We start from the raw sequence: 17606 nt of genomic DNA, 5'->3' as shown, positions 1-17606 counted from the left end.
TTGTGTTTGCTCGTTCAGCGTTGCCAGCCCTGCAAGGCGTGTTGGTGTGCCGGACGAAGGCGCTACATCCTGTCGGGGCATTGAAGCGTGTTGAGGCGACAGTCCGGGTTCGGGCGGCAGTCGACGAAGAGCAGACAGGCCAGGCCGGAACGGCGGCGCACGTGAAGTCTGCTGGCACGCGCGGAGTGACCTGTTGCTCCGGGTTCGCGGAGCACGATAGGCATTCTTGGTCTTTCGCGGCGGCGCGCTGTTCGGACCTGCGCGCTGCCCGCGGCACCGGTCGGCGGCGTCCGCGCCCGAGCGTCGCCCACTTTCGCGGGATCTCGCCGCCGATCCGGCGACTGGCGCCGTTCGGGTTATCTCGCCGACGGGGCGCCAGGGCGCCGACGGGATCTCACAGTCACCCACCGACGCGATTATGAATTCGTGGGCGCCGACGGTTAAGGGGGACGGTTCGCAGAATAGCACTGACGCTTATCGCCGGAGACCTCAAAAGAAATGGCCGTTCACCGGCTGCGGCAGCGCGCCCCGAGAAAGGAGTTGCTGGCGGAGATGATACGCACTCTTGGCCACAAGCAAATACGCACTGGCATCCTGGAGGAATGCACCGAGGTCGTGCCGACGGAGGCGGTCGTCGATCGAGGGCGTGGAGCGTCGCACCTCGGCTGAACCGGCGCCCTGAGGAAAGGACGGAGGAGGGCCGACGGCAGCACGGCTGAGCCGCGGCCGCCAGGCGCACGGCTGGGCCAAGGCCGCACAGACCAGCGGCCAGGCGCACGGCTGGGCCAAGGCGGCGAAGATCGGCCGCCAAGAGTGGGGCTGCGCCGCTGTGGCGGAGGGTGCGCCAGGAGTGGGGCTGCGCCGCTGTGGCGGAGGGTGCGCCAGGAGTGGGGCTGCGCCGGGGCGGTGGGGCTGCGCCGGGGCGGTGGGGAGTGGCCGCCGGGGCGGCCACTCGTTCGGTGGTGGTCAGCGGTAGGGCGGGAAGCGGGACTGCAACGCCTCCGGGGTTGGGGGGCCGGCGAGCTTCTCGTAGGCGCGTGGGTCGGTTATGGCTCGCCATGTGTGGAAGTCCTGGCGGCCGGAGGAGAAGGCTGCCTTGTAGCGGAACAGGGAGTCCTCGGCGCCGCCTACGCCGCCGCCCAGGTGGTAGGTGGTGGTGGCGTGGTGGGTTCTGCCCCAGGTGCGTACCTCGTCGTAGAGGAGTTTGTCGGCGTGGTTGATGGGGCCGTCCCTCGTGGATTGCAGGTGGGTGTGCATGAGGCCGTTGTAGGCGAAGAACAGGTTGCCGCCCAGGACCTCGCCGGTCTCGGAGAGGGCCACCGCCAGGTGGGTCTTGCCGGCCAGGGCGGCGCGCAGCTCCTCGAAGTAGGTGGTGGGGAAAAAGTAGAACGCTGTGGCGCCCACCCGGCGCATCGTCGCGTGGTAGGTGGATATCCACTCGTCGTAGCGGGTCCAGTCGTCGAAGACCACGGTGATGCCGGCTCGGCGGGCCTTGCCTATCTGGTTGCGGTGGCTGCGATGGGTCTGCCGCCACATCTCCTCGGCGGTGTCCCGCAAGTCGATCGAGACCGTTTCGCCGTGCCGCACGAGGGTGCCCGCCGACGACAGCGGGGAGGCGGGCACGGGCAGCAGCGGGTGCAGCCGTACGAAGGCCGTGATCGCCCCGTGCGCGCACATCAGGTCGGTGAACGCCGACCAGGCGCGCGACCAGAAACCCAGGTCGCCGGCGGCGGCGTTGCTCACCGGGCCCGGATAGCCGTACGGGGAGACAGCGTCCCAGAAGTCGGTGTCCGGCACCTGGCGGAGCAGCAGCGGCAGCAGGAGCACCCGGTCCGCCTCGGCGTACCGGAAAGCGATCGGCCGGGCCTCCGACAACCCGGCGTCGAGCCGCACGTACTCGGGCAGGTGATAGACGTCGTGCCGGACCTTCGTGAGCGTGTCGGCCCACGCTCCGTCGTCCGGCCTCAGTATCGCGGCTTCAGCCATAGGTGCTCCTCTCGTGCAGGCGGCGCCGGGCGCGGTGCCGCCGCCGCGCCGACAGGGCGCCGCGGAGCATGGCCCGGGTGACCGCGGTCTGGGTGGTCACGTGCAGAACGTACCGCCACAGTGGATAGTCGCCGCGCCGGTTCGACAGCGCGTACGAGAACTGCTTCGCCGGCAGGTCCGCGTACGACGGCATCCGCTCGAACCAGGTGCTGCTCGCCAGGGCCGCCCGCTGCAACGGGAGCAGCGCCGAGCGGCGGCGGTGCTCGTACCGTTCCAGGACCGCCGCCAGGTCCTCCCCGGCCGCCGAGCCGGCCGCCAGCGCGTCCGCGAGCGCCATCGCGTCCTGCATGGCGAGCTTCGTGCCCGAGCCGATCGCGAAGTGGGTCGTGTGGGCCGCGTCGCCGAGCAGCGCCACCACGCCGTGGTCCCAGCGCCGGTTCGTGATGCGGCGGAAGCTCATCCACCCCGTACCGCCGGACGTCGCCCGATGGTCGATCAGCGGCCGGCCGTCCAGGTGGGCGGCGAAGATGCTCTCCAGGCGGGCGCAGCCGGCGGCCGCGTCGAGACGGTCGAACTCCAGCGCCGCCCACGTCTCCGGTGTGCACTCCACGATGAAGGTGCTCGCGTCCCGCGAGAACGGGTAGGCGTGGTACCAGATCCAGCCGGCGTGGGTGCGCTCGAAGCCGAACGTGAAGGTGCGGAAGACGTGCGGGGTGCCGAGCCAGATGTACTTGTTGCGGCCCGTCTCGATCTCGGCGCCGAAGTGCTCGGCGGCCTGGTCGCGCAGGCGGCTGCCGGCGCCGTCGCAGGCCACCACCAGGTCGGCGGGCGGCAGCACGGGACGGCCCGCCGACTCGGTGCTGTAGCGGACGTCCACGCCGAGCTCGGCGGCCCGTTCCCCGAGGATGTCGAGCAGGCGGTGCCGGCCCAGGCTGAAGCCGTACCCGGGCAGGTGGGTGACGTCCTTGCCGGTGCAACGCACCTCGTACTCGTCCCACTTGTAGGCGGCGTCCCAGATGCGCCGGGCGCTGACCGGGTCGTAGCGGAACAGGTCGTCGAGCAGGTCGTCCCAGAACACCACCCCCCAGCCGTACGTGACGCCGGCCGGGTTGCGTTCCAGCACGGTGACCCGGTGGTGCGGGTCGGCCAGCTTCGCCAGCACCGCGAAGTAGAGTCCGGCGGGGCCGCCGCCGACGCACGTGATGCGCATGGGGCCTCCTAACGGTAGGGCGGGAAGGTGCCGGAGACGTCCGCCGGGTCGGCCTCCGGCTTCAGGTCGTGGACCAGGTCCAGGTACGCCTGGGTGTCCGCGATCACGCGCCAGGTGTGGAACGGGTGCCGCCGCGGCGAGAAGCCGGCCTTGTACGAGAAGAGCGAGTCGGACCGTCCGCCCCGGCCCCCGCCGAGGTGGAACGCCGTGTCGCCGCGCTGCTTGCACCAGCGGCGCACCTCGTCGTAGAGCAGCTCGTCGGCGTACCGGTGCTTGGCCCGCCGGGTCGACGAGACGTAGCCGGTGGCGATGCCGTCGTACTCGAAGAAGGTGTTGCCGCCGACCACCTCGTCGCCCTCCAGCGCCACGGCCAGGTGCATCCGGTCGCCGATCGCGTCGTGCAGGGCCGCCAGGTGCTCGTACGTGAAGAAGTAATAGGGCTGCGCACCCACCCGCCGCATGTTGTCGTGATAGACCGTGACCCACTCGGCGAGCCGGTCCCAGTCGTCGAAGACGACCCGGGTGCCGGCGCGGCGGGCCCGGTTGATGTGGTTGCGGTGGTCGGCACGGGTCTGCCGCCACATGTCCTCGACGCTGATCGTCAGGTCCATCGACACCGTCTCGCCGTGCCGCACCAACGTGCCGAAGAGCGCGAGCACCGCCAGCGGCGGCGACGGCACGAGCGGGTGCATCCGCACGAAGGCGGTCACCAGCCCCGCCGAGCGCAGCTCCGCCACCATCGCGGCGCAGGCCCGCTCCCAGAACGCGCGGTCGCCCGGCATCGCGCTGCCGACCAGACCCGGATAGCCGTACGGGGACATCGCGTCGCGCAGGCCGCAGCCCGGGATCTCGCGCACGATGAGCGGCAGGAGCGCGTGCCGGTCCGCATCGGAGTACCAGAGCGCCACCGGGCGGCCGCCGCACAGGGCAGCGTCGAGGCTGACGTAGTCGGGCAGGTGATAGATGTCGTGCGAGGTGCGCTGGAGGGCCTCCTTCCACTCCCGTGCTCCCGGCTCGAGCAGCGCGGCACGTGCGATCGCAGTCATCTCGTCCGTTCCTTTCCGTCCGCCTACGGCCGCAGGATCCTGGCGTTGAGCGCCATGTTGGCGGCGAACTGGTCGTTGACCACCTGGTGTGCCTCCAGCCGCAGCTGGACCGAGGGGTGCACGCGGCCGAGCTTCACGAAGCCGTCCGCCAGCCACCCGTTGTCGGTTCCGCTGCCGTCCACATAGGCCCGGTAGTCGCGGCCACCGGGCCAGATCACGCCGAGCACGGCGGCGAACGCGGTGAGGTCCGCGCCGGTCCAGGCGCCACCGCGGTCGCGCGCCTCCACCACGTACGCCATGACGCCGTTGCCGTGGCTCACGTCCTGGCCGGGCCGCTTCGCCGAACCCCAGACGTCGCTCCAGAAGTAGGCGGTCGGCTCGATCGGGCTGCGCCGCATCTGGTCGCGGAGCCGGCGGTCGATCTCGGTGCGCACGGCGTGGTAGCGGGTGTCCGGTGTCAGCTTGTCGAGGTGCAGGGCGATGAGCGCCCAGTGCGCCGCCATGTGGGTGCGCTCGCGGTAGAGGTGGTCGTCGGCGCCGCGGTCGTACCACTTGGCGAAGACGTTGGTGGCGGCGAAGGTGAGAAGCCGGTCGAAGCGGGCCTTGTAGCCGCGGTCGCCCATCACCGGCGCCGACTCGCTCATGGCGACGAGCAGCGCCGTCGCGTACCGCCAGAAATAGCTCTCGTAGAGCGGGATCTCGTCGCCGTCCTGGCCGTTCTGCGACGACGCCCAGCCGAGATAGCCGTCGCGGAAGCCGCTGCCGGGGATCGACCGGGACGGGACGGCCGCGGCCATCACGTTCTCGGCGAACTCCAGGGCGCGGTCGAGGTAGCGGCGCTCGCGGGTGGCCCGGAACATCGCGACGAGCGCGTCCAGCGAGTAGGAGAGGTTGTAGTGGTCCCAGCTGTCCCGGGAGCGGCTCTGCGGCAGGCTCGCCGTGTACTGGAAGTTCCAGCCGTTGAGGAAGACAGCGGTCCAGTGCGAGACCGGCTTGACCGTCGCGGTGGCGGCGGCCGGGCTGGCGGGGATCGGCTTCTCGGTCTCCGGCACGTCGTTACCTCCGCAGGCTGCCAGGCCCATCGAGGCGGCGGCCAGCAGCGCCGCGCGGCGGGTCATGCTCATGCCGGCACCGCCTCCCGGTCGCGCGCCGCCGGCACCGGCATCACCGCGGCCGCCGCGGCCAGGGCGGCGAAGAGCCAGAACAGCCGCGCGTCGTAGTAGTCGCCGGAGAAGAGGCTGCACAGGGCGACCAGCGCGGCCGAGGCCACCGCCGGCCCGGTCATCCGCGGGCGCCGGCCGCCGCCGCGCACGGTGGCGATCCACAGCAGCACCGCGAGCGCGAGCAGCCCGATCCCGGCGAGGCCGCCCTCCGCCGCGACGCCGAGCACGTAGTTGTGCGGGTACTCGACCCGCTGGTTGACCCCGACGGTGCCGTAGAAGCCGTCGAGCCCCGTACCCGTGAGGGGGTGATCGACGGCCAGCCGCCAGGCGGCGCCCCAGATGTCGGTGCGGTCGCTGAGATAGCGCTCCTGCACGGTCTGCTCGACGAACCGCTCCTGGAACAGGCTGGTGAACGCGGGCGGGGCGAGCAGGCCGATGACGCCGCCGGCGAGCGCCAGCACCCCGGTCACCGCGACGACCACGCCGGCGGTGAGCTTCCTGCGGATCTTCCACAGCGCCGCGGCGCCGACCACGAGGCCCGCGAGCAGCCCGGCCCGCGACCCGGAGAGCACCGCCGTCAGCAGGAAGAGCGGGATCGCCACGAGCGGCAGCCGGCGCCGGGTGAACATGGTCAGGGCGATCGCGCTGATCACCCCGAGCAGCTGGATGCGGACGAAGACGTTGGGCCCGCCGCCGAACGCCGAGTAGCGGCCCTGCTCGCCCGGGCCGGACGCGAGCGCGGCCAGGGCGAACAGGATCGCCGCGACGTAGAAGAGCAGGAAGGCCGTGCGGATGACCGCCTCGGGATCGCCGGTCGCGTAGAGGTAGAACGCGAGCACGAGCGCCGCCATGAGCACCAGGTCGAGGGTCTGCGGCCCGACCCGCGCGGCGTCCGGCGCCCACAGCCCCGAGGCGATCTGGAAGACGAAGAACAGCGTGGCCGCGACGAGCCAGCCCTCGCGCCGCTCCTCGCCGCGCGGCCTCCGCGGCCGGCGGGCCACGTCGACGGTGAGCGCCACCAGCCCGACGACGAGCCCGATGACCCGCAGGTCCACCCAGGCCAGGTCGGTGAACCCGGCACGGTCCAACGTGTACCGTCCGCCGATCGCCACCAGGATCAGCACCAGGCCGGGGGCGAGGAGGACACGAGGGTGCCAGATCCACGTCATGACACGTCCGCTCCGGTACGGGCGACACGGCCGGCCACCAGCGCGAAGGCGAGGCAAGCCCCGTAGCCGATCAGCGAACCGTAGGCGGCACCGGCGATGCCGAAGGGCGGGATCAGCAGCAGGTAGGCGGCGAAGCTGACCGCGAAGCCGGTGAGCTCGGCGGCGGAGACCAGGGCGCCGCGGCCCCTGGCGATGAGCAGGCCCAGGCTCACCCGCGAGACGGCGTAGAGCCCGGCCGCGATCACCAGCGGCACCACGATGGCCTTGGCGGGGGCGTACGCGGGCCCGAAAACCGGCACGATCAGCAGGAACAGCCCGGCGGCCGCGATCGGGGCGACCACGGCGCAGTAGACACTCGCCGCGACGACCAGCGGGCGCGTGCGCAGCGTGCCCTCCCGGTGCGCGACCCGCCACGTGCCGAGCCGGGAGTCCGCGTAGGCGCGCACCGGCCAGGCCAGCAGCTCGGTCATCGTGGAGACGCTGGCGTAGAGCCCGAGCGCCGACGTCGACGCGATCGCGGGCAGCGCCAGCCGGTCGACGCGCAGCATGGCCATGTTGGACAGTGCGGCCGGGAAGAGCGCGATGCCCTCGCGCCGCACCAGCCGGTTGTGGTCGGCGGGCGGCTCGCCGGCGCGGTGGCGTGGCAGGCGCAGCCAGAGGATCAGGTAGGTGCCGGTCGGCAGGATCCCGGCGACCAGGTAGGCGAGGATCCACACCTCGGGGCGGGTCGCGCCGGCGGCGTAGAGCACGACCAGCAGGGTGAGCAGCAGGACCGCCTCGACGACGCGCAGCATCAGGAAGTCGGTGACCCGGCCGGCCGCGATGGCGATCGACCGGATCGCCAGGCCGCACGACTCGACCAGCGCGTACGCGGCGATCAGCGCGACGGCCGCCGGCCCGGGGTCGAGGCGGTCGGGCGCCATCACGGCGAAGCCGACGGCCACCGCGAGGCCGATGCCGCTCGGCACGGCGAGGAGCCGGGCGTACGCGCGCACGCCCGCCGCCGGGGTGGTGTCGTGGTAGGCCGCGACGAAGCTGCGCTCGGTGCCGAGCAGCAGCGCCTGCGTGGACAGGTAGATGACCTGGAGCAGCAGGGCGACCTCGCCGCGGCCGGCCGGCGTCAGCGCCCGCACCATCAGCACGTTGGCCACCATGGCCACGCCGCCGACGAGCAGCTGCGAGGCGAAGAGCCGGACGTACGGCTCGCGCAGGTGTTCCCAGGCCCGGGCCGGCCGCCGGGCCTCCGCCAGCCTAGTCATCGGCGTCGTCCGCCTTGCCGTCCTCCTCGTCCTTGTGGCCTTCTTCGCGCTCCTCGGGCACGTGGGCGCTGGCCCGGACCACGGTCGGCACGAAGGGCGGCACGCTGGGCGGCTCCTCCTCCGGCACGACCTCGACCACCTTGGCGCGGCCACGCACCGTCGCCGGGTAGGCCGGCACCACGCCCACGCCGGTCTCGTCCTCGTCGGTCGCGCCGCCGACCAGCGTCTGGACGAGGGCGGGGCTGTCGGGCACCTGGGCCGGGCGGTGCCGGATCGCGCCCGTGGGCAGCCGGCGCGGCAGGGCGTTGAGGACCGCGCCGACCAGCTGGGCGCCGACCCGTTCGAGCAGGTCGGTGGAGCGCTGCACGTCCACCGTGCGGGTGTGGTTGGCGCGCACCACCAGCAGGGCGCCGTCGGTCACCTTGCCGAGCACTGTCGCGTCGGCCACGCCGTTCAGGGCCGGGGCGTCGACCAGGACCACGTCGAAGCGGCGGCTCAGGTCGTCCATCGTCGCGCCGAGCCGGGGCGACGCGAGCGCCTCGCCCGGATCGGGGACGCCCGTGCCCGGCGGAAGGACGGTCAGCCGCCCGTCGAGCGGGGTGTGCAGCACGTCGGAGATCGCCGCCGAACCGGCCAGCACCTCGGCGAGGCCCGGGCCCGCCTCGAGCCCGAGGTAGCGGCCGACGCCGGGCGAGCGCAGGTTCGCGTCGACCAGCAGCACGCGGGCGCCGGTCTCGGCCAGGGCGATCGCCAGGCCGCACGCGACGGCCGTGGTGCCCTCCTTGCGGTTGGCGCCGGTGAGCAGCAGCGACGTGCCACCGTTCAGGTCGGGCAGCAGGCTGCGCAGGCGGCGGAACGCCTCGGCGAGCTCCACGTCGGGCTTGGCGTTGCGGCCGTACCGGCTGCCGAGGGCGATCACGCCGACCGTGCCGATGCCGAGCCGGCGCAGGTCGTCCTCCTCGGTCACCTTCTTGCGGGTCGCCTCGCGCACCGCCACGACGATCGCGCCGATCAGCAGGCCGAGCACGGCCGAGAAGCCCACGTTGCGCACGAGGCCGTCGGGTTGCCGCGTGGTCACCGCGTCCTGGGCGACCGAGATGGCGGGCGCCGACCCGAGCCGGCGCACCAGCGTCGTGAGCTCCGCGGTCGCCGTGCGCACGATCGCCCGGCTGCGCTCGGCGGACTGGTCGGTGGCCGTGACCACGAGCAGGTCGGTGCCGTCCTGCACCTGCGCGGTGAGCTTGTCGCGCACCCGCTCGACGGTCAGGCCGTCGCCCACCTTGGCGACCACGCCGCGCGCCACCTGCGGGCCGGTGACCAGCGCGATGTAGGAGTTGAGCCGGCTCGCCCCGGCATCGGCGTCGTCCGCCCCGGTGGTCACGAACAACACCATCGCCGACCGGTAAGCGGGCGGCCGGCTCAACGTCAACGTGGCGGCGATGCCCGCCGCCAGCAGCACCGGCACGAGGATCCACACCCAGCCGCGCCGGCACGCCCGTACGTATTCGCGCAGTTCCACCTCAGGCCGCCGCCCGGGTCAGCACGGCCTCGAACCGTTCGAAGAGCAGGTCCCGGGAGAACCGCTCGACGGCGAGCCGATGCGCCGCCTCGCGCGCGCCGGCGAGCCAGTCCTCGTCGCGGCAGTGCGCGGCCAGCGTCTCGGCCGCCGCGGCGGTGTCCGTGGGGTCGAGGACCAGCCCGGCGCCCGTCTCGCGCAGCAGGTCGGCCTGCCAGCCGCCGTAGTTGACGGCGATCGGCCGGCCCGCGGCGAGCGCGTCGAAGAACTTGTTCGCCGAGTTGTCCCACAGGGCGCGGATCGGGCGCACGAAGCTCGTCGACATCGTCGCCGCGCCCAGGATCACCGGCAGGTGCGCCTTGGGGACCTTGTCCCACATGTGCACCGTACGGCCGAGCAGGCCGTACTTGCGCGCCAGATCCTTGGTGGGCTCCCACTCCTTGCCGTGCCCGACGATCAGCACCCGCAGGTCCGGGTCGAGCGTGCGCATCCGGTGCGCCGCCTCCACCACGTACTCCACGCCGTTCACCGCGCCGAGCGCTCCGGTGTAGACGATCAGTGGGCGGTCGCCGAGCCAGTCGTGCTCCGCGCGGAACCTCTTCACGTCCAGCGGGTCGACCTCGAACATGGCCAGGTCGGCGGCGTTCGGGATCACCGTCGTCCGGGTCGAGGGCCGGCGCGCCGCGATGCCGGCGGCCATGCCCGGCGAGAGCGCGACCACCTCGGCCGCGTTGCGGTACGCGAAGGTGGCGAGCGCACCGGCCAGCCGGCGCGTCACCGGGTTGCGCAGCGCGCCCATCTCGATGGGCACCTCCGGCCAGAGGTCGCGCACCTCGAAGACGAACGGCACCCGGCGCAGCTTGGCGGCAACGACGCCGGGCACCGCGACGGTGAGCGGGGTGCTGGTCGCGAAGACCAGTTCCGCCTTGAGGGCCGCGGCCTTCGCGGCGGCGACCACCATGAACTCGGCGAAGGCGCGCAGCCTGCGGCCGTACGACATCTCGTTGTTGTAGGGAACCGAGAACCAGTGCACCTGGATACCGTCGTCGTCCGTGCGCCGCCAGCCCAGCGAGCGCCGGCCGCCGGTGATGTCGGTGGTGATGACGTGGACCTCGTGCCCGCGGGCGACGAGCCGCCGGGCCTGCTCGTAGGAGCGGATGCCGCCGGCCATCCGCGGATTGCAGTAGTACTGGTGGATGTAGACGATGCGCATCGGTGTGGGTTCACCCCTCCTGCTCGGCCGCTACCGCACGGATGACGTCCACGACGCGCTCCCGGTCGTGCTCGGTGAGCGCCGATCCGCTCGGCAGGCACAGGCCGCGGCGGAACAGGCCGGCGCAGACCTCGCCGCCGCGCGTCACGCAGTCGGAGAAGACCGGCTGCAGGTGCATCGGCTTCCAGGTGGGGCGGGCCTCGATGTCGTGCGCGGCGAGCCGGTCGAGGATCCGGTCGCGGCTCGCGCCGAACCGCTCGGGGTCGACGAGCAGGCAGGTGAGCCACCAGTTCGACTCGCCGTACCCGGCGATCGGCATGAAGCTCAGCCCGGGCAGGTCGCCGAGCGCGGCGCGGTAGTAGCGGCCGGTCTCGCGGCGCGCGGCGATCATCGCGTCGAGGCGCTGGAGCTGGCCCCGGCCGACCGCGGCGAGCAGGTTGCTGAGGCGGTAGTTGTAGCCGACGGCGCGGTGCTCGTAGTAGGGCAGCGGCTCGCGGGCCTGCGTGGCGAGGTGCCGGGTGCGGGCGGCCGTGCGGTCGTCGTCGGTGACGAGCATGCCGCCCCCGCCGGTCGTGATGATCTTGTTGCCGTTGAACGAGAGGATCCCGGCCAGCCCGAAGGACCCCGCGGGCCGGTCGTGGTACGAGGCACCGAGCGCCTCGGCCGCGTCCTCGATGAGCGCCACGCCGTAGCGGTCGCACGCGTCGAGCAGCGGGCCGTAGTCGGCGCACTGGCCGTACATGTCGACCGCGATGACGGCGCGCGGCGGCTTGCCCTTGGCGCACCGGCGGCGCAGCTCCTCGGTGACCAGCGCGGGGTCGACGTTCCAGCTCTCCGGGGTGCTGTCGAGGAAGACCGGGCGGGCGCCGAGGTACATGACGGCGTTCGCGGTGGCGGCGAAGGTGAACGACGGCACCAGGACCGTGTCGCCGGTGCGGACCCCGGCGGCGACCAGGGCGAGGTGCAGGGCGGCGGTGCCGCTGCTGAGGGCGACGGCATGGCGCACGCCCACCAGCTCGGCCACCTGCGCCTCGAAGGCGTCCAGGTCGGGGCCGACGGGCGCGACCCAGTTGGAGTCGAAGGCCTCCAGCAGCAGCTTGCGCTCGAGGTCGCCGACGTCGGGCGGGGACAGATAGATGCGAGTGTCAGGCATGGACTCTGGTCCTCACGGCCATCAGCGGCCACGCCGGATGCAGGCCCTGGCGGCAGATCGCCATCGGCGACCCGCCCGGGTGCATCGGCGCGCGCAGGGTGGTGGCGAAGCTGCGGTAGCCGGCCTCGCGCGCGGCGGTCACGTCACGCTCCGAGAAATCCACTGCGGGGTGGCCGTACGGGGCGGCGAAGTCCCGCACCGCGACGCCGAGCTCGTCCTCGATCTCCTGTTTGGAGCCGGTCATCTCGCGTACGGCGTCCGCGCCGGACTGGTCGGCGAGCCGGTGGTGGGTGATGGTGTGCGAGCCGAAGGCGAAGCCCGCCGCGGCGATGTCGCGGCAGTCCTGCCAGGTGAGGTTGCCGGGGCGGCCGACCAGGCCGGTGGTGAGGAAGAACGTGGCCGGGACGCGCTCCTCGGCGAGCATCGGCGCCACGACGTCGCGCCAGCTCGGGTGGCCGTCGTCGAACGAGAGGCAGAAGACGGGACCGTCCAGGTCTGCCTCGCCGCCGAGGATGGCCAGCGCGTCGTCCCAGCTCACCAGCGGTCCCCGCGCCCGGAACGCGCGCAGCTGACGGCGCAGGTCGCCGGCGAACTCGGCCGGGACGTCGTGGTAGAAGGGGAAGTAGAGCCCGGCGGTCTCGGGCAGCCGCTTGAACAGCCCGGCCGGCGCGAGGATCCTGCCCTGGAGCCGGGGCCGCGCCCGCAGGCGGCTGCGCAGTTCCAGCTCGTTCAGGCGCCGCCTCAGAGTCGTCGGCGTCCGCATCGGACCCTCCCGCAAAAGATCGTTGACCGGGAATGACTCGACCTTCCCAAATGGCTCTCCGAGCGCGGCAGTAGCATTTGTCATAAAGAACATGAGAAACTTTCACACCCTTGATTTCCCATTGCCGCGCGGCGCATGGTGATTTCCATGCTGCGATTGCGACGGGTGGAGCCGACGGCCGCGCTCTGGGCCGAGCGCGAGACCTACGACGACCGGCTGATCTTCCACACCGAGCCGTGGCTGCGCTTCGTGGCCGAGTCGCAGGGCGCCTACCCGGTGCTCGCCCGCGTCGAGGACGGCGGCCGCGCCGTCGGCCACTTCACCGGCCTGGTCAGCAAGCGCTTCGGCCTGCGCATCCTGGGCAGCCCGATGGCGGGCTGGACCACGTCGTACGTCGGCTTCCTGCTCGACGAGGACGTGCCCCGGCGCGAGGCGCTGGCGGCGCTGATGCCGTTCGCCTTCGACGAGCTCGGCTGCGCCCACCTCGAGGTCCGCGACCGCCGCCTGGCGCCCGCCGACCTCGACGGCCTGGGCCTGCGCTGGGACGCGGCACCCACCGCGGTGATCTCGCTGACGCCTTCCGAGGACGATCTTTTCGCCGCGATGGCGAGCGCCTGCCGCCGCAATATTCGAAAAGCAGAGAAATCAGGCGTGGTCATCGAGGAAGCGTCATACGACGACCCCACATTCGCATCGGATTTCTACGACCAACTCCGCGACGTATTCGCCAAACAAAACCTGGTGCCGACATATCCCATTGACCGCGTCCGATCGCTGCTGTCCCACGCCGGCCCACCGGGAAACCTGCTGCTCCTGCGCGCCCGCGACGATGCGGGCCGCTGCATAGCCACCGCGATCCTGCCCTGGCACCACCGGACAATGTATTTCTGGGGCGGCGCCAGCTACCGGGCCCACCAGGGGGTGCGGCCCAACGAGGCCCTGATCTGGCATGCGTTGCGGTGGGCCCGTTCCCGCGGCATCACCGAGTTCGACTTCGTCGGCGGCAATTCCTACAAGGCGAAGTACGGCACGGTGGAAGTTCCCGTCCCCTGGGCGCGGCGCTCACGGTCCCCCTTGGTCGCCGGCCTGCGGGATGCGGCCAAGCAGGGGTTCGCCCTCAAACAGCGCGCGAAGGCGCGGCTCACTCGATAAGCCTGTCGGATCAGCGGCCTTGTGCTTCCCGGCCGGACGGCGCAGTCGTAGCGTTTGTCCCTCTCCGCCGAGGGAGGCCGCCATGAGTGACTACCGGAGCTCCACCGCCGGCTCACATCGTGCCCAAGAAGGACCAGGTGGAGACGGGTGAGTTCACCGCTGTCACGGTCACCCCCGGAGTCCCTTTCCTGGAATACCAGCAGCGCTTCACCAAGCCGCACCCCAAGGCGGAGAGCCTGCGAAGACTACGGCCTGTGGCCGCCACAGCCACGCCGTCGGCCGGCACTGAGGGCACTTCCACCACAAAGACCTCCAGCCGGGCGAGTAGTCCGGCGCCCACCAGGGGCCGCGGCACCACACCCGCCGTGAAAACCACGACCCCGATCCCGGCACCACCTGTGCCGAGGCGGCTGCCTCCGATATTTCCGCGGAACGCCGAGGCCGCGGAAGCTCCACCGCTCTACCGGAACGACGTCCGGCCGGACCCAGACCCGAGCGTGGTACAGGCGCACACCGAGCGAATCGAGGAGGAGGTGAAGGAGTGTCTGGCGGCCAATTTCGCCAAGGAGCTGTGCGGCTACTTCCAGACGGTCCAGTCTCCGGGTTCCGCGACCGGAAGGCCGGACGGCAAGCCGTCACAGGCCCAGAAGATGTCGGAGTTGCGCAACATCCGCACTGTCAAGATCAAAGGATCTCAGCAACGTGACGCGGTCGGGGCGGTCGTCTCCGTCAACTTCGACCTCGGCGGCGTGCGCGGCAAGCCGGTGATGTTGTCCTGGTCCATGTGGCAGCGCGGCACCGGCGACCGGCTCTACGGCGATTGGCTCAACGAGCACCTGGCCTACCGCGTCGAGGCGGTCTCCGACCACGACACGGCCGCCGGGGACTTCTGGATCCCGATGCCCAAGGACGGCGGCCCGTTCTTCATCCGGTCGCGGCTGACCCTCGGCGATTCCGTTCTGGCCTCCGCGGACAGCCAGCAGTTCGGCTGACCGCACGCCCGTTCCACCGCTTGACCTGGAGCGCGCTCGAGGCGGCACCATCGCCGCATGAGTGAGATCGTGCTGGGTGCGATGGTGTTCGGGACGCGGATCGGCGAGGCGGAGTCGTTCGCGCTGCTCGACCGGTTCGTGGAGCTGGGCGGGCGGTGGATCGACACCGCCAACAACTACGCGTTCTGGGAGCATCCGTCGGGTTTGGGCGGCCAGAGCGAGCAGGTGATCGGCCGCTGGCTGGCCGCGCGGCCCGGGATGCGGGAGCGCGTGCTGATCAGCACCAAGGGCGGGGCCGAGCCGACCGATCCGGCGCGGGGGCTGGAGGCCATGGAGGGGCTGTCGGCGCCCGTCGTCGCGGAGGCCGTCGCGGGGAGCCTGCGCCGGCTCGGTGTCGACCATGTCGACCTCTACTGGGCGCACGTCGAGGACCGGTCGGTGCCGCTCGCCGAGACCGCCGGGGCGTTCCGGCGGCTGACCGAGCAGGGGCTGGCGCGGCGGGTCGGCGCGTCCAACACCCCCGCGTGGCGGGTCGAGCAGGGGCGTGCCGCCGCCGGGTGGTCGGCTCTGCAACTGCGGCACTCGTACGTGCAGCCGCGGCCCGGCGCGGCGCTGGAGTCGTGGTCGCACCGGCAGGTGTTTCCCGAGACGCTCGACTACGCGCGGACGTGCGGGCTGGACCTGTGGGCGTACTCGACCCTGATCAACGGCGGGTACGGGCGGGCGGACCGGCCGCTCGAGGAGGCGTACGACCATCCGGGAACCACGCGGCGTCTCGGTGTGCTCGCGGAGGTCGCGGACGAGCTCGGCGCCACGCGCAACCAGGTGGTGCTGGCCTGGCTGCTCGGCGGTGACCCGGCGGTGTGGCCGATCGTCGGCGCGAGCACCCCCGGGCGTCTCGACGAGGTGATGGCCGCCCGCGACCTCAAGCTCGACCCGGAGCTGCGCCGCCGCCTCGACAGCGTGAGCTGACGCCCGACGGGAACGGCCGGTCTCGGCGCCGCCACGAAACTCGCGCGGCGGAGGCGGCCACTCAACCTTCGCGTGCCCGGCGGGCGTTAACCTCGCATGCCCTTACATCGCGGACGATGCCATCGCGGGAGACGCCGTGGCCGATGAGCAGCAGTTCCGGGAGTTCGTCGAACGGCAGTGGGCGGTGCTCCTGCGCACCGCCTATCTGCTGACGGGCGACCGCGGGCATGCCGAGGACCTGGTGCAGGCCGCGCTCGAGAAGACGCACCGCAAGTGGGGCCGGGTCTCGCGGATGGACTCGCCGGTCGCGTACGTGCGCAAGGCCATGGTGAACACGGCCGTCTCGTGGCGGCGCCGGCGGCGGGTCAGCGAGGTGCCGCTGCTGGCCGGCGACGCGCCGGTGGGCGATCCGTACGGGCCGCTCGACCAGCGCCGCGAGGTGATCGCGGCGCTGCGGTCGCTGCCGCCCCGGATGCGGGCGGTTCTGGTGCTGCGCTACTTCGCCGATCTGAGCGAGGCGGAGACGGCGGCGGCGCTCGGCTGTTCGGTCGGCAGCGTCAAGTCGCAAGCGTCGCGTGGCCTCGACCGGCTACGCGCTGTGCTGGGCCCGGCGAAGGAGAGGGAGAACGCATGAGCACCGAGACGACGCTGCGTGACGCGCTCGCCGCCGAGGCCGGCGCTCTCGGCGTACCGGACAGTCCCTGGCCTCGGTTCGCGAAGCGCGAGCGGGCCCACCGGCGCAACCGGCGCATCCGGATCGCCGCGGTGGCGGCGCTGATCATGGCGATCGGCGGCGTGCAGAGTGGACTCGTGCCGGTGCCGGGCTGGGCTCCGGGCATCGCGGTCGCCGGGCGCGAGACGGCCCTCGCCAAAAGCCCGCTGCGGGGATCGCTGGCGCGCGACGCGCAGTGGCTCGCCGGCATGCGGGCCGCGATCAAGGATGTGGCCGATCCGGGCGAGCTCTGGCAGGTCGCCTCCCGCGACAAGATCCGGTTCCTGTACGCCGGTGACGTCGCCGGGCGCAGGCTCGCGCTGGCGCTGGTGCCGCTCCGGTTCGGCTTCCTGGCCGACGAGACACTTCTCTGGTACGAGGGTGCGCCGGGCGCGGCGCCGTCCGAGATGCGCGAGAGCACCCGCACCGACGGCGGCGACACCGTGGCCGTCTACCGGGACGGCCGCACCGACTCCCCCGGCACGCTCGTGGTGGTCGCCCCGGCGGGCTCGACCGTCGCGGTCAGCATCGGGTTCCGCTACACCGCCGCCGGCCGGGTCGAGCACGCCGAACCGCACAGGGGTGCGCCCGGCAGCGGCCTCGCCGAGATCACGCTGCCCGCCGCGCCGTTCGACCCGGGCACGACCGTCACCGTGACCGGCAGGGACGGGCGGTCCGTCTACGACGGACCCGCCTACGGAGCGTGGAGCGGCCATAGCACCGGTGACCCTCGGGAGCCGTCCGAGGAGTCACTGACCGCGGCGCTCGGTGAGCACACCCTCGATCGCCTCACGCTGCGCCGCTGGGTCGAGAACGCGCTCCACGACGCCCGCCTGCCGGCCGAGGGCACCACGGCGAAGGTCCGCTGGACCGGCACGGTGAACGGGCAGACGGCCGCCCTCATCACGGTGCAGCCCCAGGGCGGCGGCGTGCTGGCGTACGCGACACACGGCGGCGCCGACTCGTACCGGCAGGATCTGCGGCTGCTGCTGCCCGCCGCGGGTGTGGACGAGCGCCCGATCGCGTGGCGGATGCGCGCCGAGGGCAGGGACGACCGTACCGATCAGGTAGTGATCGTCGCCCCGCCCGGTACGGCCCGTCTTTCCGTGGGCGGCGAGGCGGCGGTGCCGGACGCGTCGGGCGCCGCCTTCGCCTCGCTGCCGTCGTCGGCCACGGCGTCGGTGACCGCGTACGCGGCGGACGGCTCGGTCATCGGCACGACGCCCGTCCCTCCGTTCGAGACGGACAGCGGGGGCATCCCGGGCGACGACCTGAAGACGAGGATCGTCGAATAGCGGCC

15 protein-coding genes are annotated in these 17606 nt (G+C 72.4%); 5 read left to right on the top strand and 10 right to left on the bottom strand.

Features of this window, described 5'->3' with window-relative positions:
• Positions 1-966: 966 nt before the first annotated feature.
• The 10 genes from Ade02nite_RS41785 to Ade02nite_RS41740 are packed head-to-tail and all read right to left on the bottom strand — an operon-like array spanning position 967 to position 12478.
• Entirely contained in the window at positions 967-1986 is a 1020-nt protein-coding gene (locus Ade02nite_RS41785; protein ID WP_203776180.1) for a GNAT family N-acetyltransferase, read from the bottom strand.
• Positions 1979-3196 carry an FAD-dependent monooxygenase gene (locus Ade02nite_RS41780; RefSeq protein ID WP_203776179.1) on the bottom strand — a complete coding sequence of 406 codons (1218 nt, stop codon included), beginning with the start codon at positions 3194-3196 and terminating at the stop codon, positions 1979-1981. Before Ade02nite_RS41780 ends, Ade02nite_RS41785 begins: the two co-directional genes overlap by 8 nt.
• Before the next feature lie 8 nt (positions 3197-3204).
• Entirely contained in the window at positions 3205-4242 is a 1038-nt protein-coding gene (locus tag Ade02nite_RS41775; protein WP_203776178.1) for a GNAT family N-acetyltransferase, read from the bottom strand.
• Between the two features lie 23 nt (positions 4243-4265).
• Positions 4266-5366, bottom strand: coding sequence for a hypothetical protein (locus tag Ade02nite_RS41770; RefSeq protein ID WP_203776177.1), 1101 nt, complete (start codon positions 5364-5366; stop codon positions 4266-4268).
• Positions 5363-6574 carry an O-antigen ligase family protein gene (locus Ade02nite_RS41765; RefSeq protein WP_203776176.1) on the bottom strand — a complete coding sequence of 404 codons (1212 nt, stop codon included), beginning with the start codon at positions 6572-6574 and terminating at the stop codon, positions 5363-5365. Before Ade02nite_RS41765 ends, Ade02nite_RS41770 begins: the two co-directional genes overlap by 4 nt.
• A complete protein-coding gene (locus Ade02nite_RS41760; RefSeq protein ID WP_203776175.1) occupies positions 6571-7833 on the bottom strand; it encodes a lipopolysaccharide biosynthesis protein in 1263 nt (420 codons plus the stop codon). The genes Ade02nite_RS41765 and Ade02nite_RS41760 overlap by 4 nt, the downstream gene beginning before the upstream one ends.
• Positions 7826-9352 carry a tyrosine-protein kinase domain-containing protein gene (locus Ade02nite_RS41755; protein WP_203776174.1) on the bottom strand — a complete coding sequence of 509 codons (1527 nt, stop codon included), beginning with the start codon at positions 9350-9352 and terminating at the stop codon, positions 7826-7828. Before Ade02nite_RS41755 ends, Ade02nite_RS41760 begins: the two co-directional genes overlap by 8 nt.
• Before the next feature lies 1 nt (position 9353).
• Positions 9354-10562, bottom strand: a complete 1209-nt coding sequence (locus tag Ade02nite_RS41750) for a glycosyltransferase family 4 protein (RefSeq protein ID WP_203776173.1) — start codon at positions 10560-10562, stop codon at positions 9354-9356.
• A 10-nt stretch (positions 10563-10572) separates the two neighbouring features.
• Positions 10573-11715 carry a DegT/DnrJ/EryC1/StrS family aminotransferase gene (locus tag Ade02nite_RS41745; RefSeq protein WP_203776171.1) on the bottom strand — a complete coding sequence of 381 codons (1143 nt, stop codon included), beginning with the start codon at positions 11713-11715 and terminating at the stop codon, positions 10573-10575.
• Positions 11708-12478, bottom strand: coding sequence for a polysaccharide deacetylase family protein (locus tag Ade02nite_RS41740; RefSeq protein ID WP_203776169.1), 771 nt, complete (start codon positions 12476-12478; stop codon positions 11708-11710). Before Ade02nite_RS41740 ends, Ade02nite_RS41745 begins: the two co-directional genes overlap by 8 nt.
• A 147-nt stretch (positions 12479-12625) precedes the next feature.
• On the opposite strand from Ade02nite_RS41740, the gene Ade02nite_RS41735 reads away from it, so the two are divergent.
• The 5 genes from Ade02nite_RS41735 (at position 12626) to Ade02nite_RS41715 (ending at position 17601) form a co-directional block, all read left to right on the top strand.
• Complete coding sequence (locus Ade02nite_RS41735; protein ID WP_203776167.1) at positions 12626-13630, top strand: lipid II:glycine glycyltransferase FemX; 1005 nt, start codon at positions 12626-12628, stop codon at positions 13628-13630.
• A gap of 119 nt (positions 13631-13749) precedes the next feature.
• Positions 13750-14622 (top strand): hypothetical protein, encoded by an 873-nt coding sequence (locus tag Ade02nite_RS41730; RefSeq protein WP_203776165.1) that lies wholly within the window; start codon positions 13750-13752, stop codon positions 14620-14622.
• Between the two features lie 57 nt (positions 14623-14679).
• A complete protein-coding gene (locus Ade02nite_RS41725) occupies positions 14680-15594 on the top strand; it encodes an aldo/keto reductase (protein ID WP_203776163.1) in 915 nt (304 codons plus the stop codon).
• Positions 15595-15730: 136 nt separating this feature from the next.
• Positions 15731-16228, top strand: a complete 498-nt coding sequence (locus Ade02nite_RS41720) for a SigE family RNA polymerase sigma factor (RefSeq protein WP_203776161.1) — start codon at positions 15731-15733, stop codon at positions 16226-16228.
• Positions 16225-17601: a hypothetical protein gene (locus Ade02nite_RS41715; protein ID WP_203776159.1), complete on the top strand. Its 1377-nt coding sequence runs from the start codon at positions 16225-16227 to the stop codon at positions 17599-17601. Before Ade02nite_RS41720 ends, Ade02nite_RS41715 begins: the two co-directional genes overlap by 4 nt.
• Positions 17602-17606 lie beyond the last annotated feature (5 nt).

This window comes from Paractinoplanes deccanensis (assembly GCF_016862115.1).
Classification (GTDB): Bacteria; Actinomycetota; Actinomycetes; order Mycobacteriales; family Micromonosporaceae; genus Actinoplanes; species Actinoplanes deccanensis.
This window is presented reverse-complemented; position numbering and strand designations above follow the sequence as displayed.